Source organism: Bacillus sp. AK128 (assembly GCF_053903075.1).
In genome coordinates, this window is sequence record NZ_CP096379.1 from 4,511,558 (window position 1) to 4,529,021 (window position 17,464).

At 39.6% G+C, this 17,464-nt stretch carries 13 protein-coding genes, 6 tRNA genes and 2 rRNA genes; 2 read left to right on the forward strand and 19 right to left on the reverse strand.

The window, feature by feature from the left end:
* Nucleotides 1–30 precede the first annotated feature (30 nt).
* Nucleotides 31–462, forward strand: coding sequence for a hypothetical protein (locus tag M1D60_RS22540; protein ID WP_456277026.1), 432 nt, complete (start codon nucleotides 31–33; stop codon nucleotides 460–462).
* A gap of 534 nt (nucleotides 463–996) precedes the next feature.
* On the opposite strand, the gene M1D60_RS22545 is transcribed toward M1D60_RS22540, so the two are convergent.
* The 10 genes from M1D60_RS22545 to sigW all read right to left on the reverse strand — a co-directional run bounded on the left by M1D60_RS22545 (nucleotide 997) and on the right by sigW (nucleotide 11,947).
* Nucleotides 997–1,842, reverse strand: a complete 846-nt coding sequence (locus M1D60_RS22545; protein ID WP_456277027.1) for a CPBP family intramembrane glutamic endopeptidase — start codon at nucleotides 1,840–1,842, stop codon at nucleotides 997–999.
* A 133-nt stretch (nucleotides 1,843–1,975) separates the two neighbouring features.
* A complete protein-coding gene (locus M1D60_RS22550) occupies nucleotides 1,976–2,623 on the reverse strand; it encodes a response regulator transcription factor (protein WP_456277028.1) in 648 nt (215 codons plus the stop codon).
* Nucleotides 2,624–2,627: 4 nt separating this feature from the next.
* A complete protein-coding gene (locus M1D60_RS22555; protein WP_456277029.1) occupies nucleotides 2,628–3,803 on the reverse strand; it encodes a sensor histidine kinase in 1,176 nt (391 codons plus the stop codon).
* A gap of 235 nt (nucleotides 3,804–4,038) precedes the next feature.
* Nucleotides 4,039–4,770, reverse strand: coding sequence for a CPBP family glutamic-type intramembrane protease (locus M1D60_RS22560; RefSeq protein WP_456277030.1), 732 nt, complete (start codon nucleotides 4,768–4,770; stop codon nucleotides 4,039–4,041).
* Between the two features lie 214 nt (nucleotides 4,771–4,984).
* On the reverse strand, nucleotides 4,985–6,790 hold the full coding sequence (glmS, locus tag M1D60_RS22565; RefSeq protein WP_456277031.1) for a glutamine--fructose-6-phosphate transaminase (isomerizing): 1,806 nt from the start codon (nucleotides 6,788–6,790) through the stop codon (nucleotides 4,985–4,987).
* A gap of 413 nt (nucleotides 6,791–7,203) precedes the next feature.
* Nucleotides 7,204–8,553, reverse strand: a complete 1,350-nt coding sequence (glmM, locus tag M1D60_RS22570; protein WP_456277032.1) for a phosphoglucosamine mutase — start codon at nucleotides 8,551–8,553, stop codon at nucleotides 7,204–7,206.
* Nucleotides 8,554–8,581: 28 nt separating this feature from the next.
* Entirely contained in the window at nucleotides 8,582–9,814 is a 1,233-nt protein-coding gene (locus tag M1D60_RS22575; RefSeq protein ID WP_456277033.1) for a CdaR family protein, read from the reverse strand.
* Nucleotides 9,807–10,628, reverse strand: coding sequence for a diadenylate cyclase CdaA (cdaA, locus tag M1D60_RS22580; RefSeq protein WP_456277034.1), 822 nt, complete (start codon nucleotides 10,626–10,628; stop codon nucleotides 9,807–9,809). The genes M1D60_RS22575 and cdaA overlap by 8 nt, the downstream gene beginning before the upstream one ends.
* A 116-nt stretch (nucleotides 10,629–10,744) precedes the next feature.
* The gene (locus M1D60_RS22585; RefSeq protein ID WP_456277035.1) at nucleotides 10,745–11,365 is read right to left on the reverse strand and encodes a zf-HC2 domain-containing protein; all 621 of its coding nucleotides are present in this window, start codon (nucleotides 11,363–11,365) and stop codon (nucleotides 10,745–10,747) included.
* A gap of 18 nt (nucleotides 11,366–11,383) precedes the next feature.
* Nucleotides 11,384–11,947 carry an RNA polymerase sigma factor SigW gene (sigW, locus tag M1D60_RS22590; RefSeq protein WP_456277036.1) on the reverse strand — a complete coding sequence of 188 codons (564 nt, stop codon included), beginning with the start codon at nucleotides 11,945–11,947 and terminating at the stop codon, nucleotides 11,384–11,386.
* Nucleotides 11,948–12,122: 175 nt separating this feature from the next.
* Between sigW and M1D60_RS22595 the strand changes: the two genes are divergently transcribed.
* A complete protein-coding gene (locus M1D60_RS22595) occupies nucleotides 12,123–12,296 on the forward strand; it encodes an aspartyl-phosphate phosphatase Spo0E family protein (protein ID WP_456277037.1) in 174 nt (57 codons plus the stop codon).
* A 26-nt stretch (nucleotides 12,297–12,322) separates the two neighbouring features.
* On the opposite strand, the gene rocF is transcribed toward M1D60_RS22595, so the two are convergent.
* From rocF to M1D60_RS22640, 9 genes are all read right to left on the reverse strand, one after another.
* Entirely contained in the window at nucleotides 12,323–13,228 is a 906-nt protein-coding gene (gene rocF / locus M1D60_RS22600) for an arginase (protein WP_456277038.1), read from the reverse strand.
* 185 nt (nucleotides 13,229–13,413) lie between these two features.
* Nucleotides 13,414–13,486, reverse strand: a tRNA-Lys gene (locus M1D60_RS22605).
* A gap of 144 nt (nucleotides 13,487–13,630) precedes the next feature.
* Nucleotides 13,631–13,705, reverse strand: a tRNA-Gln gene (locus M1D60_RS22610).
* A 46-nt stretch (nucleotides 13,706–13,751) separates the two neighbouring features.
* A tRNA-Val gene (locus tag M1D60_RS22615) sits at nucleotides 13,752–13,827 on the reverse strand.
* A gap of 63 nt (nucleotides 13,828–13,890) precedes the next feature.
* Nucleotides 13,891–13,962, reverse strand: a tRNA-Glu gene (locus tag M1D60_RS22620).
* Between the two features lie 12 nt (nucleotides 13,963–13,974).
* Nucleotides 13,975–14,051: transfer RNA gene (locus M1D60_RS22625), tRNA-Thr, on the reverse strand.
* A gap of 1 nt (nucleotide 14,052) precedes the next feature.
* A tRNA-Asn gene (locus M1D60_RS22630) sits at nucleotides 14,053–14,127 on the reverse strand.
* A 199-nt stretch (nucleotides 14,128–14,326) separates the two neighbouring features.
* Nucleotides 14,327–14,442: ribosomal RNA gene (rrf, locus tag M1D60_RS22635) — 5S ribosomal RNA — on the reverse strand.
* Between the two features lie 60 nt (nucleotides 14,443–14,502).
* Nucleotides 14,503–17,427 (reverse strand): 23S ribosomal RNA (locus tag M1D60_RS22640).
* Between the last annotated feature and the right edge of the window lie 37 nt (nucleotides 17,428–17,464).

Here is a 17,464-nt window from a genome sequence, read left to right on the forward strand (position 1 = left end):
AAAAATGAATGCAAAGGAAGGAAACTAAACATGAAAAAACTAATAGCAGGTTCTATTTTATTACTGACAATTTTACTAACTGGATGCTCCATTGAAATTGACACTACTTCAGGGAAGGATGAATTTTCACAGGAGGCCGAGAAACTTGAGGAAACTTTTACAGATGTTTTTGATAGCCTTGAGAGATTATCGGAAAAAGAAACATTATCGTCTGAAGACCAAGCCATTGCTTTACAGTCACTAGAGCAATTACTAGATCAAATCGAGTCATTTAAGGAAGCCGAAACAGAATCATTTATGACAAAGGTTCCAAAAAAGATAGCAGTGGGCGTACTGGAAAAAAGAGAAGAGAATATAAAAGCTATTCATGAAAGGGCTGTAGCAGGCGAGTTACAAACAAAAGATATTACAGAAGCGATTGACTTACTTTCTGAGGAGTTTCAGATTAGCCTCTTTAAATAAATATTTCATAATAACATGAAAACCGCTCAGTTTGAGCGGTTTTTCCCATTTATATCTTTTGCTGCTTTCGCAAACATTTTTGCTTTTTCATTGTCTCTATTAAAGTTTGTTGTTTGTTGATTTACGTTCCATACAGCTTTTAGTAGAGGATCTTTTATTCATACCTTCCTGTAGTAAACGGGGATTTCCGATTAGGACTCTACCATTCAAAAGTTTAGTAGTTTATGGAGAATAAGAAGTGCTTAGGGAAACTATCATTCCGTTACGGAATGCTGCATATCCGTCTCCTTATTTTTTTCTAATTGAAGTCCACTTTAATGATATTCGTGGTTAATGTGCTTTCTGGTATGGAGCAAGATCTATTTTAAAAGTTTCCACCTGGCAATGTTAATTAGAAAAAGGCTTAAAATAAAAAGCCCTAATCCATTATTGGACTAAGACTCATAGACATTCTGCTTATTCTATATTTTTTATTTACTATGTTGATTTTCGCTTCCTGCAATAAACACTATTCTAATTGATCCATATCCTTTTTCACATTTGCATTATCTTCTTGTTGGATTTTACATGGTAATAACTTATGCCAGAAAAGATCATCACTGCGATTATTAATATTGGAGTGAAAAGTAAACTTGATTCGAGTCCATGTGTACTTCCATTCCAAATTGTTTTTACATCATAGGTTAAGTTGTAAAGGGAAGCTACTTCCTTACCACCGTTTACAAAACCGAACACTGTTGATTGTAAGAAGTTTAACAAAAGATGCATGCCAATCGGCATCCAGAGGCTACCGGTTAATGCACGTGCTTGTGACAGAAGGATCGACATTAAAAATATGTTAACCATCTCGATTCCAATAAACTCTAGCGGTCGACCAAACGCTTCGGGATTAAGCAAATGGACGGCTGTAAATACAATGGAGTTTACAATAATAGCAAACCTCATACCTACTACTTCTTTGTACACCCCAAAGAGATAACCTCTGAAAAACCATTCTTCTCCAATGGAGATGGATAGAAACAGCACCACTTGTATAATTAACACACTTGATTGCAAACTGTTAGATTCTAAAGTAACTGTACCTGTTATTAACACCAATGAAACACTTACTGCAATAATAATAGAGGCTATGATAGATCCAGTTAAGGTATTTCCAGCCGCACGACCATCTCTCCAACCAATAATCCAACCATTTCTTTTCTCAAACCATGCATACATAATGTATGCCGATAACATTAATCCAATAGGAGTAGCAAATAAATAAAAGTCAAATCCTTTAGAAAACAATTGAAAAAGAATAGTAAACAACATAATACTTGCAAAAACTATTATAAGACTCAACACGGTCTTGCCTATTAAGACCATCACTTTGTTTTTCATCTTCTTGATCCTCTCTCTTTGTATTAATTTTAATTAGGTTTAGAATACAAAGAAACAGTCATATCTCGTTAGTACGGAAAAGTCATATAAAAGTCATAAAAAAACGACCTTCTGTAAGGTCGTTCTTACCCCATCATAATAATTTTTCATTACGAGCTTTACGTATTGCTTCCGTTCGATTGGCCACATCAAGCTTTGAATACAAGTTTGAAATATAGTTTTTTACTGTTCCTATAGAAAGGTATAATTTTTCTGCTATTAGCGAATTCGTTAAACCATCAGCTAAACACTTCAATATCTCTACTTCTCGATTACTTAACATATATTGATCTTCTGTTTTCTCTATTGAAGCCCCACTTTGGATATGCTCCATAAATAATGCTTTTGCAACTTCTTGAGTAATGAGTGTTCCTCCATGAGCCACAATTCGAATGCCTGCAATTAGGTCTTTCGTATCGATCGCTTTTAACAAATACCCTTCTGCACCTGCATGTAAGGCAGCAATAACATAATCCATTTCCTGAAAAGTCGTTAACACAATAATTTTTATATTTGGATCGTATTCCTTAATTTTCTTCGTCGCCTCAATACCATCCATAATTGGCATATTAATGTCCATTAATATAATAGTTGGTTGTAGTTCACCACATAATGCTACTGCTCTTTCTCCATTCTCTGCAACTGCTACAACCTCAAGATCCTCTTCTATTCCCAAAACAATTTCTAAACTTGAACGAATCAACTCTTGATCCTCTGCTATTAATATCCGAATCTTCTCCAACTCTTTATACCCCCAGAGGAACTGAGCATGATACAGCAGTTCCTTTCCCTAATTTTGAAGTGATATGAAATCCTCCACGGAGGGTCTCAATTCTCTCCCTCATCCCTTCAATACCGAAGCCATCTTCGACATGATCAGATCCAGAGCCATTATCTTGAACTGTTAGAATTAAAAAATTTTCTTTTATTTTAAGCTCAATAAATACCTCAGATGCATTTCCATGTTTTTTTGCATTTGTCAATGATTCCTGCATGCACCGAAGCAGTGCAAGCTTCACCGACTCAGGTATATATGACGTAACAGATTCAGTACTTACCGTTACACTTGTTCCAGTTTGATTTGAAAATTCTTCTGCAGTTTGTTGTAATAGTTGTTCTAGTGAAAGCTTCAGCTCATTCATTGCCATATCATGAACAGTTTGACGAAATTTATCTAAGTTACTTCGACTATAATTTATTAACTCACTAAGCCGCTGATTTGCCGCTTCTAAATCTCGATTCAAAAGCGTCTGAACAGCTTCCATTGCGACTATTGAAGCTGTCAAAGAATGTCCAACAGTATCATGCAGCTCTCTAGACATTCTATTTCTTTCTTCTAAAAGAGTAACCCGTTCTACTTGACCTATATAATGTTCTAATTCACGGTTTTTCTCTTCAAGTGTAGTAAGCACAACACTAAGCTTGTTTTTTTGCCTCAAGAATACTCCGAAACTGTAACCGAACACTCCAAACATTGCTAAATTAATAACAAGATTCACGTGGTACATCGTGTCAAGATCTAAGAGGTATGTTACTGCAATCGGAAAAATCCCTAGACAAATAGGAATGACCCAGTACAAGCTTTTCTTAGTAGATACATAACCTATTACTAATATCGGGATATAAAAATAACTAACTCCATTTAAGTCATTCTGAAAGTAGATAATTAAGAAAAGTGTATATCCACCACTAAGTAAAATTTCCGTTATTATAAATAATCTTGGTCGAATATGATTCGGTAAATAAAACAGTTGTGGAACTGCATAAGCGAGAATTGACAGAGTAATAACTAACCCAAGCAAACTTTCTTCAGTATATTTATAAATGTATAGATTACCTATTAAAAATGTAAAAAAGAACCTTAATCCTACTACAAACCAATCAGTCCATCCCCATAAGCTGTTTACTTTAATTTCCCCCATGGTACTCGCACCCCCGATGCACTGATTTTTTTATAGCTTATATAATTAGATTTATTTGTTAATATCATTTTACAATTAAAGTAATTATTAGACAAAATTAGGAATATACCAAAAAGATATCATGCAAAGTGAATATTGGTAAAGTTAATTTTCAATATACGGTACTAATATTTCAAAAAGTACTTTTAATTAGTATGTATTAAGAATGAAATAGAAAAAAGCCCGAAAATTGGGCTCATAAAACTAATCCATATATGATTCCATATAAGAAAATATGTGAGGACATATGCGAAATCATTCCATAGATTAACCCCTGTTTCCAATACAAGTAACCATAGAACATCCCAAGTAACCCATTCATAACAAGAACCCTTACAACTACAATTGGTGTTAACTCACCAACTAATAAAGCGTTAGCTGGTAAATGTGCTGCAGTGAATATTACACTTGATAAGATAATTCCAACGATATAGTAGCCGGTGGGTATATTTTTACGTTTTGTGATTTTAATTAATATCCAAATAATAAGTGACATCAAAAATAAACGTAATAGAACCTCTTCAAATATTCCACCGTACAATACACCATTAAGCAACCCTTTCCACCAAGTGACATCTGTATTTCCGATTTCAGGAATTTGTGGAAGAAACACATAGAGATCCATGAGTAAAATAATTCCCATACCACCCATGCCACCTCCAACTGCTAGTAAGATCCATAATTTAGAAAAGTGAAAGCCAAGTTGTAAGTTTACCTTCTTTGAAACAACCAGTCCGATAAAGCTTGAAATAAATGATATTAGTGCAATTTGTCCTCCCGTTAGAATTATCAATAGGGGTAAAGAGGGCGGTTTAACTCCTTGCTCTGTAAGGATGCTCTCAAACATTTCTGATTGTACCGGAATTAATGAAACACCTGCAATAAAGCCTAAAAGAGCAAATATTAGTGATTTTTTAAAGATAGACATTTTAGATTTCCCCCTCATATTTTATAACTTCATCGTACAACCAAAAGGTCATAAGTAATTAGTGTTAGAAGTCATACGAAAGTCATAATTTATGAAAGGCTAATTTCCATATTAACACCAAAATACCCTAAAAAGGGCTCTAGTGCTATTACAACACTAGAGCCTAAAAAGGTTTGAATGAATCATATTAATTTTTTTTGAAAATGTTTCTAATCTATTCTACCGTTACACTCTTCGCTAGGTTTCTTGGCTTATCTACATCGCATTCTCTGTGAAGAGCAGCATAGTATGAAATCAACTGAACCGGAATAACGGATAGCAGAGGTGTAAATAGCTCATGAACGTCTGCTGGAATTACATAACGATCGTCTGATTCTTCTAAGCCCTTAATGGAAATAATGCATGGGTTTGCTCCACGAGCCACTACCTCTTTCACATTTCCGCGAATACCTAGGTTAACAATTTCTTGAGTGGCAAGTGCAATAATTGGAGTCCCCTCTTCAATTAATGCAATCGTACCATGCTTTAATTCTCCACCTGCAAATCCTTCTGCTTGAATGTAGGAGATTTCTTTAAGCTTAAGTGCTCCTTCCATCCCTACATAATAATCAATACCACGGCCAATGAAGAAGCAGTTACGAGTTGTTGCTAAATACTCACGAGCGATTTGTTCCATTTCCTCTTTATCATCACATAATGTTTCCATCGCACTTGCAACAATACCTAGTTCCTTACTTAAATCAAAGTTTACATCAATTCCTTTAGCTCTAGCAGTATCACGAGCAAGGATTGATAATACCGCCACTTGAGCTGTATATGCCTTTGTAGATGCCACAGCAATCTCAGGTCCTGCATGTAAAAGAAGCGTAAAGTCTGCTTCACGAGATAGGGTAGATCCTTGAACATTTGTAACTGTTAATGCTTTATGACCCATTTCCTTAATTTGTACTAATACTGCACGGCTATCTGCTGTTTCCCCACTTTGAGAAATGAAAATAAAAAGTGGCTTACTTGATAGTAATGGCATATTGTACGAAAACTCACTTGAGATATGAACCTCAACAGGAATCTGGGCAATCTTTTCAATATATTGCTTTCCTAATAATCCTGCGTGATAACTAGTACCCGCTGCAATGATATAAACGCGATCTGAATCTACCATTGCTTGACGGATATCAGCATCCACTGTTAATTCTCCGTCCTCATTGCGATAATTACCAATAATCTTACGTAGAACAGCTGGCTGCTCATCAATTTCTTTTAACATGTAGTGAGGGTATGTTCCCTTTTCGATATCACTTGCATCTAACTCTGCAGTATAAGGTGCACGCTCAACTACACGTCCCTCTAGGGTCTTAATAGTAACGGATTCACGAGTTACAATAACAGTCTCTTTATCCATTAATTCTACATACTGGTTTGTTACTTGAAGCATAGCCATTGCATCACTTGCAATAACATTAAAGTTTTCACCTAAACCAACTAATAATGGACTTTTATTTTTAGCAACATAAATGGTTTCCTTATTCTGGTTATCTAATAGAGCAATTGCATACGAACCTTTAAGAAGCTTTAGTGTTTCTCTAAATGCATCCTCTACTTCATGTCCTTTGTTTACCAGTTGATCAATCAACTGAACAACGACTTCCGTATCCGTATCACTTACGAAGGTAACACCTTCTAAGTAATCACGCTTTAAATGGTTATAGTTTTCAATTACTCCATTATGAACTAGCGTAAAGCGCTCTGTACCACTCTGATGTGGGTGAGCATTTACTCTACTTGGAACTCCATGAGTAGCCCAACGTGTATGCCCAATTCCTGCTGGAGCACTTACCGTTTCATCCACTACTTCACGTAATGTTGCAATCCGACCTTTTTCCTTGAAAACGTGAACACCCTCTTCGTTAACGACTGCGATTCCCGCTGAATCATAACCACGGTATTCTAACTTTTCAAGTCCTCGTAATAAAATCTCTTTTGAATCCTGTTTACCAATATATCCTACTATTCCGCACATATTGTACTTCCTCCCTAGAGGGGCATGGAAGTGGGGCCCCATGCCCCTTAATTATGATTTATTTTTATACGTTATCTATCTTCGTCAAACCCTTACACTTGTTCAGAAAGTCACCTCTCTGTTTTTAAGTAAAGATTTTCGGCTGTGACATCAGCCGGGAGGTATCCGCCGAAACTTCGATAACCCTCCTCCTCGTCAACTAAACCATCTCTCATTAGGTTTAGTTCAGGCGCTTTTAATTGTTAGTAACCTCACAATCCACCTTTCTATATTCTGAATCAAAATATACAAAAATAATCATACACAGAAATCACAGTATCGTCAATCAAAATCCAGTATTTTACTTCTCTAATAGAAATACGCATGAGGGAGGCTTCTTACATCCACTCATGCATACTTTAGTTTATGATACTTTATTCAATTCCCATTTCTTTTGTGACTACTGCAGCGATTCGATCAACAATTTGACGGCACTCTTCTTCAGTTGGAGCTTCTGCCATCACACGAACAAGTGATTCTGTACCTGAAGGACGGACTAAAATACGACCATTACCATTCATACTTGTCTCTACTTCTTTAATCGTGTTGACGATTTCTTCATTTTCCATGACCTTATGCTTATCTCTAACTTTAACATTAACTAATATCTGCGGAAACTTAACCATTTCACCTGCTAGCTGAGATAAAGTTTTCTTTGTCATCTTTAGAATATTTACTAGCTGTATAGCTGAGAGCATTCCATCACCAGTCGTATTATAATCTAAAAAGATAATATGACCGGATTGCTCTCCACCTAGATTAAATCCGTTCTTTCTCATTTCCTCTACCACATATCGGTCTCCAACTGATGTTTGGATACTTTTCACTTCTACTTCCTCTAATCCTTTATAGAAGCCTAGATTACTCATTACTGTGGAAACAACTGTTTGATGTTTTAATTTCCCTTGTGTGTTCATATACTTAGCACATATGAACATAATTTGATCGCCATCTACAATTTGTCCTTTTTCATCTATAGCAATTAGTCGATCTCCATCTCCATCAAAAGCAAGACCAATATCAGCACCTTTTTCGATAACTAAACTCGCTAATTTTTCCGGATGAGTTGAACCAACACCTTCGTTGATATTTAGCCCATTTGGTGAATTACCAATCGTTGAAATATTATCTGCATCTAAATCTGCAAATAAATGCATAGCAAGCGATGAAGTAGCTCCGTGAGCACAATCTAATGCAACATGAAGACCAGAAAAGTCATCATCTACTGTTTGCTTCAAGTATTGCAAATACTTCTGACCACCCTCAAAATAATCATTTACTTGCCCTAAATCAGCACCTGTAGGTCTTGGCAGTGTATCTACTGTTTGGTCGAGCAGCTCTTCAATTTCCTTTTCTTGATCATCAGAAAGCTTAAAACCGTCTGCCCCAAAGAACTTAATTCCGTTATCCTGAACTGGATTGTGGGAGGCCGATATCATTACACCTGCTTGGGCACCTAGTGCTTTTGTTAAATAGGCAACACCAGGCGTTGAAATGACACCAAGGCGCATGACTTCTGCCCCAATAGATAATAGACCTGCTACTAGAGCACCTTCTAGCATATGTCCAGAAATACGTGTATCTCTCCCTATTAAAACCTTTGGGCGTTGTTTATCCTTTGTTAACACATATCCACCAAATCGTCCTACCTTAAAGGCAAGTTCAGGAGTTAGCTCACTATTTGCAATTCCTCTTACTCCATCAGTACCAAAATATTTACCCATTATCTATTCGCTCCTTCATGGACTATCTTCATTCATTATTAGTTATTTCTATAGTTGCCTTATTACTTGAAAGATTCCATTTTACATTATCAGGTCCATTAACCAATATATCTACATCATGCTGTCCGCTAGTAAGATTAGTGACATCAATATATATATCAAGGTCGGTTTCATCAATTTCTTTTAGAATAGATGGAGCACCTATTAATTCTATATCAAGCATACCGCCTTCAGGAGTTATAAAATCTGCCTTTAATGACGTAGGGACACCGATAACTTTTACAGGAAAATCCGTTAATGGTCTAATTTCATTCCTCTCTACTTTTACGATTACAGGAACTGTTAAAGGAACGATATCATCTAAACCTTCTGGAGTTGGTATTTCCACATTCAGTGTCGTTTCTCCTGCTAATCCCTCTACATCAACCTCAATATTGTCAATTGATTCAATTTGGTCAATGACATCCTTTGGTCCAAAAATAGTGAGCTCTTTAATTGGGGTCTCTAAATCAACCAAGCTATAACCATCTTCAACGTTTCCTTTTGTAATGAAAGAGATTGGTACAACCTTATTAGGACTTAAAATATTTACCTCTACATTGACGACCTCAGGTTCTACCTCGACCGCTAATCTATTACCATCACTATCATAAACCGCTACTGTGGCCTCATTATCTATTTTTACTTTTGCATCAGCTAAATCTACAATTGCTTTTACTAATGCAATTCGATCCACCTGATCCTTTGCTCCTACTACCTTAACGTTTTTAGGACTTATGATAGGTTCATCTAGTGTATATCCTTCTTCTAAGTCATTTATGAAGTCTACTTCCACTGAAAATTCCTTTTCTACCTTTTCATGGATCGTTACGGTGACAAAAGTTGGATTAATGGAAACCTCAACAGTATCACTTATATCGCTATACTGAACCTGTACCTGATGAGTACCTGATTCGAGATTTTCTAAATTAACAAACACTTCTATTGAACGCTGCAGTTTAATTGGTTGAACTGCACTTCTTGGCCCCTTTAAAGTAACCGATACAACCTGCGGCAAGCCCGTTACAACATAATTCTCTTCATCATAATAAGCTTCCAATGGTAAATCCGTGAGTGTTTCGGTTTCAGTTGTTACAACAGGAAAAGAAAAAGGTTCGGTTTGCTGTGTTTGTGTTTCAATATTTACAGAGGTGTATAGCATTAACGCTAGCATTAACGCAATAATTCTCATTACCCAATGGTTATTCATTAACTTATCCATTTTTCTTCACCCTCCAAGTCCAAAGAGGTGATGAAGTCGTTTTTGAAGCTGATAAGAATTCTCTTGTTAACATTTCTTTCATCGAATCTTGAGTAAGATCCCTATGCAATTCACCGTTTTTGGTTAATGAAACACTTCCAGTCTCCTCTGATACCACAATGGTTAAACTGTCTGTTACCTCACTAATTCCAAGCGCTGCACGGTGTCTTGTCCCTAGCTCCTTCGAAATAAAAGGACTTTCAGAAAGTGGTAAATAACAAGCAGCTGCGGCAATTTGTTGCTTTTGGATGATGACAGCTCCATCATGTAAAGGCGTATTAGGAATAAAGATATTAATCAAAAGTTCTGATGTTACATTTGCATTTAAGGATATACCTGTTTCAATATAGTCCCCCATACCTGTTTCACGCTCAATCGATAGTAATGCACCGATACGGCGCTTAGCCATATAAAAGGTTGCTTTTATAATCGCATCAATTTGTTGGGTTTGTTCCTCTTCTTCATCAATTGAACTTCTCGTGAAGAACTTACCACGCCCAAGTTGTTCCAAGGCACGTCTAAGCTCTGGTTGAAAAATGATGATAATGGCCAAAAACCCCCATGTTAGAGCTTGATCCATCAGCCATTGTAAAGTATGTAATCCGAGGAAGCTACTAAGAATCCTAACAACAATAATAACTGTTATTCCTTTTAATAGCTGTACAGCTTTTGTGCCCCTTACAACCATAATAAGCTTATATATGACAAACCAGACAAGGAGAATGTCAATGATGTTACCTAAGTAATTTAGGATTGGGAATTCTCCTAGTGACATTCTTACACTTCCTTCGTAGTTATTTAAAAATCCCCCGTTAATATTATTTTCCAATATATTATACCATATTAGTATTGTAAGACATAAGAATAGCCATCCCATTCGGGTGGCTATTCTTAATCTGAATTTGTGAATACACTAAAGGTTTTCTTCGTACCCATTTTTATATGATGCCAAACCCATTCAAACATTTGATCGATCTCTTTAACTTCACCTGTTACGTTCCCGGCTGATGCTAAGTATTTTGTACCATTAATAACAGTAACGTTCCCTTTTATTTCTCCCTCTATTTTTATATCTCCATTTTTCACGACCAAATCGCCCTCTATAACAGTACCCTTTGGCACTATGACGGTATTCTCCTCAATCCTTATATTCGGATGCTTAGAAACAACAAGCTCTTGGCCACCATTCCACATTGAAAATAGACTGCCTACCATGAGTATTAAAAATACAGCTGCTGCAGTAAAAAGAGGATGTACCTTTAGCCATCTTTTCACCTTAACCGCTTTTTTCTCTTGTGGTAATCTTGCCATTATCTTTTCAGTGAAATCAGACGGAGCTTGTATATGAGATGTACTTTGGACAAGTGCTAATGCTTTCTTTAATTCATGGAAATGCTGGGTACAAACCTGACAGCTGGATAAATGATCCCGAAGCTCTTGCTCATGCTCTCTTGTTAAGTCTTCATCTAAAAAATCATGCATATATTCTACATATTTTGTATCACACTTCATATCTACGCTCACCTCACTCTATACATCCTTTAGTTGTTTTCTCAATGCTTCTCTTCCTCGATGCATTCTAGTTTTGATTGTACTGATAGGTAAATCTAAAATATCGCTAATTTCCTTTAAGGATAACTCCTCAATGTATTTTAGAACAATAACCGCCCTATATTTATCAGGAAGCTTTGAAATTTCTTTCTGTACAGTCTGCTGAAGCTCTAAACTCTCCACTTCCTCCTCAGGTGTACTCACATCTGCCGCAATCTGTGAATACATAGTTAGGCCATCTGTACCAGTTACTTCAGCATCTAAAAACGCATCAGGCTTTTTCTTCCTTATTCGATCAATGGATAGGTTCGTGGCAATTCGATAGAGCCATGTTGAGAACTTCTTATCAATATGGTAGCTATCGATATTAACATATGCTCGAATAAAAGCTTCCTGGGCTAAATCCTCAGCTTCATGACTATTACCTATCATTCGATAACAAATTTGAAAGACTTTATCTTTATAAATTTCAACAATCTCACCAAAAGCACTTTGGTCCCCATTTTTTACCTGTTTAATTCTATTTTTTATAAGTGTCTCCATTTCATACCCCCGCGCTCACTGCGGCTCCCTTTTCTATACGAAATAAATAAAAAAAGGTTTCAAGTTTTTTTTTCTTTTTTTATTTTATCAAAAAAATAGGGAGTAAATGTTTAAAACTTCAAAATAATGGTTAAATAGAAAAAGAAACTATTAATTAAGGAAAGGGTTGAGGGTCATGGAAACAGAAACAGCAATCAGTAGACGTATCGAAGATTCCCGAAAGGAACTGTTTGATTTAGCATCAAAATCAGCTCTATCTTCACCTGAAGTACTTAAGGCAAGCATATCACTGGATCAACTTCTAAATAAATATGAGAACTTTAAAAATATAAAAAACAGTAACCATTAATTGGTTTACTGTTTTTTACTGACTTTTTATTTTAATTTTTCCCCGAATAATGAGCCCATCAAGGCAACGGCAACAGATGCTGTTTTATTTTTGTCATCTAGAATTGGATTTACCTCTACAAATTCCGCTGATGTAATGAGCTTCGATTCCTCTAACATTTCCATGGCTAAGTGACTCTCTCTATAGCTAATACCGCCGATTACTGGAGTTCCAACTCCCGGGGCATCATGAGGGTCTAAGCCATCTAAATCTAGTGATAAATGTACACCATCAGTACGTTCTGATAGATACTTTATCGTTTCTTCCATAACAGCTGTCATACCCATTCTGTCAATCTCATGCATCGTATAAACCTTGATACCCTTTTCTTTGATTAGTACCTTCTCACCATCATCCAATGATCTAGCACCAATGATTACGATATTCTCCGGTTTAACTTTTGGTATATAACCACCTATGTTTGTTAAAGTGGGATGCCCAATACCGAGACTTACAGCTAGTGGCATACCATGAATATTTCCTGAAGGTGAGGTATCTGCAGTATTGAGATCTCCATGAGCGTCATACCAAATGACACCTAAATTTTTATAATTCTTCGCAACACCTGCTAAGGTTCCGATTGAGATACTATGGTCTCCACCTAACACAAGTGGAAAACGATCATTTGCAATAATTTCATCCACCGTATTACCTAGTGTTTCACTTGCCTCAGCCACTGCTTTTAAATTTCTTAAATTATCAACAGATTTGACCGACAATCTTTCTGGTCGACCAATTTGGATATCTCCTAAGTCATCAATGTCATAGTTTAATTCCTCTAATCGCTCTACAACACCTGCATATCGTATTCCGCTTGGTCCCATATCAACTCCGCGACGGGCTTGACCTAAATCCATTGGAACCCCAACAATTGAAATTCTCTTCCTCTCCATCTTCATTCCTCCAATCTATTTATACTTATATTTTATCTATAAATATAGGAATGACTCAACTCGACATAATTATGTATATATATTCGTTAGCTTGGAATGGAAAATTCCATAATTATAGCTAAACTATTTTTATAAAAGGTATTTAAATACAAAAAAAGCAAGAAATAAATTCTTGCTTTTACTGATGAGCCATGAAGGACTCGAACCTTCGACCCTCTGATTAAAAGTCAGATGCTCTACCGACTGAGCTAATGGCTCGTAAAAAAGGTATTTGTTCGAGCTAAGGTTTACCTTAGCTAAAGACGTCCCAATCACAGATTGGTACGCTGATGATAGATCACTGAAGATGATTCGACCGTGCTCTACCGACTGAGCTAATGGCTCATATATATGTTTGAAAAATGGCTGGGCTAGCTGGATTCGAACCAACGCATGACGGAGTCAAAGTCCGTTGCCTTACCGCTTGGCTATAGCCCAATAGGAATAAATATGTATCTTTATTTTCACTGTCGTGAAAAATCTATGGTGGAGGATGACGGGATCGAACCGCCGACCCCCTGCTTGTAAGGCAGGTGCTCTCCCAGCTGAGCTAATCCTCCATCAAAGGAAAGAGAGAGGTAAAAGTGTGCTATAGACACAAACTTTTACATCTCCCAACGTGATGACCCATACGGGATTCGAACCCGTGTTACCGCCGTGAAAGGGCGGTGTCTTAACCGCTTGACCAATGGGCCTCAACCAAAGTCTGGAGCTTCCAACCGGGCTCGAACCGGTGACCTCTTCCTTACCATGGAAGTGCTCTACCTGACTGAGCTATGGAAGCATGGCTCCACCAGTAGGATTCGAACCTACGACCCTTCGGTTAACAGCCGAATGCTCTACCGCTGAGCTATGGTGGAATAACAATAATATTTGTTCCGCATTTAGCTTGTAATGGCACGAACGTCCTGATCTCAGTGTGTTAAGCCAAGATGTTGCTCAATCGGTACGCTGATGCGTATTCGATGAAGCATATTCAGACGTGCTCTACCGCTGAGCTATGGTGGAATAAATAAAAAAATTTCAATATGCTACCTGTAGCTATTTGAAATTAGATTGGCTTGGCGACGTCCTACTCTCACAGGGGCAATGCCCCAACTACCATCGGCGCTGAAGAGCTTAACTTCCGTGTTCGGAATGGGAACGGGTGTATCCTCTTCGCCATCACCACCAAACCAATAAGGGATTGTTCCCTCAAAACTAGATAATATCGTATGCAAGAATGTCGTTTAAATATGGTTAAGTCCTCGACCTATTAGTATCTGTCAGCTCCACGTGTCGCCACGCTTCCACCTCAGACCTATCAACCTGATCGTCTTTCAGGGGTCTTACTTCAAAGAATGGGAAATCTCATCTTGAGGGGGGCTTCATGCTTAGATGCTTTCAGCACTTATCCCGTCCACACATAGCTACCCAGCGATGCCCTTGGCAGAACAACTGGTACACCAGCGGTGTGTCCATCCCGGTCCTCTCGTACTAAGGACAGCTCCTCTCAAATTTCCTACGCCCACGACGGATAGGGACCGAACTGTCTCACGACGTTCTGAACCCAGCTCGCGTACCGCTTTAATGGGCGAACAGCCCAACCCTTGGGACCGACTACAGCCCCAGGATGCGATGAGCCGACATCGAGGTGCCAAACCTCCCCGTCGATGTGGACTCTTGGGGGAGATAAGCCTGTTATCCCCGGGGTAGCTTTTATCCGTTGAGCGATGGCCCTTCCATGCGGAACCACCGGATCACTAAGCCCGACTTTCGTCCCTGCTCGACTTGTAGGTCTCGCAGTCAAGCTCCCTTGTGCCTTTACACTCTACGAATGATTTCCAACCATTCTGAGGGAACCTTTGGGCGCCTCCGTTACATTTTAGGAGGCGACCGCCCCAGTCAAACTGCCCACCTGACACTGTCTCCCAGCTCGATCAGAGCTGCGGGTTAGAATTTCAATACAGCCAGGGTAGTATCCCACCGACGCCTCCACCGAAGCTGGCGCTCCGGCTTCTCAGGCTCCTACCTATCCTGTACAAGCTGTACCAAAATTCAATATCAGGCTACAGTAAAGCTCCACGGGGTCTTTCCGTCCTGTCGCGGGTAACCTGCATCTTCACAGGTACTATAATTTCACCGAGTCTCTCGTTGAGACAGTGCCCAAATCGTTACACCTTTCGTGCGGGTCAGAACTTACCTGACAAGGAATTTCGCTACCTTAGGACCGTTATAGTTACGGCCGCCGTTTACTGGGGCTTCAATTCAAAGCTTCGCTTGCGCTAACCTCTCCTCTTAACCTTCCAGCACCGGGCAGGTGTCAGCCCCTATACTTCGCCTTGCGGCTTCGCAGAGACCTGTGTTTTTGCTAAACAGTCGCTTGGGCCTTTTCACTGCGGCTCTCTCGGGCTTTCACCCTACCAGAGCACCCCTTCTCCCGAAGTTACGGGGTCATTTTGCCGAGTTCCTTAACGAGAGTTCTCTCGATCACCTTAGGATTCTCTCCTCGCCTACCTGTGTCGGTTTGCGGTACAGGCACCTCTCACCTCGCTAGAGGCTTTTCTTGGCAGTGTGGAATCAAGAACTTCGGTACTATATTTCCCTCGCCATCACAGCTCAGCCTTTATGGTAAGCGGATTTGCCTACTTACCAGCCTAACTGCTTGGACGCGCACTTCCAATCGCGCGATTCTCTATCCTCCTGCGTCCCCCCATTGCTCAAACGGTGAGGAGGTGGTACAGGAATATCAACCTGTTGTCCATCGCCTACGCCTTTCGGCCTCGGCTTAGGTCCTGACTAACCCTGAGCGGACGAGCCTTCCTCAGGAAACCTTAGGCATTCGGTGGACAAGATTCTCACTTGTCTTTCGCTACTCATACCGGCATTCTCACTTCTAAGCGCTCCACCAGTCCTTACGGTCTAGCTTCAACGCCCTTAGAACGCTCTCCTACCAATGTCGTTAGACATTCCACAGCTTCGGTGATACGTTTAGCCCCGGTACATTTTCGGCGCAGAGTCACTCGACCAGTGAGCTATTACGCACTCTTTAAATGGTGGCTGCTTCTAAGCCAACATCCTGGTTGTCTGGGCAACTCCACATCCTTTTCCACTTAACGTATACTTTGGGACCTTAGCTGGTGGTCTGGGCTGTTTCCCTTTCGACTACGGATCTTATCACTCGCAGTCTGACTCCCGAGTATAAGTCTTTGGCATTCGGAGTTTGACTGAATTCGGTAACCCGATGAGGGCCCCTAGTCCAATCAGTGCTCTACCTCCAAGACTCTCAAACTCGAGGCTAGCCCTAAAGCTATTTCGGAGAGAACCAGCTATCTCCAGGTTCGATTGGAATTTCTCCGCTACCCACACCTCATCCCCGCACTTTTCAACGTGCGTGGGTTCGGGCCTCCATTCAGTGTTACCTGAACTTCACCCTGGACATGGGTAGATCACCTGGTTTCGGGTCTACGACCACGTACTCAATCGCCCTATTCAGACTCGCTTTCGCTGCGGCTCCGTCTTCTCAACTTAACCTTGCACGGGATCGTAACTCGCCGGTTCATTCTACAAAAGGCACGCCATCACCCGTTAACGGGCTCTGACTACTTGTAGGCACACGGTTTCAGGATCTGTTTCACTCCCCTTCCGGGGTGCTTTTCACCTTTCCCTCACGGTACTGGTTCACTATCGGTCACTAGGGAGTATTTAGCCTTGGGAGATGGTCCTCCCTGCTTCCGACGGGATTTCTCGTGTCCCGCCGTACTCAGGATCCACTCAGGAGGGAACGAAGTTTCAGCTACAGGGCTGTTACCTTCTATGGCTGGCCTTTCCAGACCGCTTCACTTACCTCGTTCCTTTGTAACTCCATGTTGAGTGTCCTACAACCCCAAGAGGCAAGCCTCTTGGTTTGGGCTTCTTCCGTTTCGCTCGCCGCTACTCAGGAAATCGCGAATTGCTTTCTCTTCCTCCGGGTACTAAGATGTTTCAGTTCCCCGGGTCTGCCATCATCACCCTATGTATTCAGGTGAAGATACTACCCCATTACGAGCAGTGGGTTTCCCCATTCGGAAATCTCCGGATCAAAGCTTACTTACAGCTCCCCGAAGCATATCGTTGTTAGTCACGTCCTTCATCGGCTCCTAGTGCCAAGGCATCCACCGTGCGCCCTTAACAACTTAACCGTTGTTAAAGATCATTCGATCAATTTCTTGACTTTCT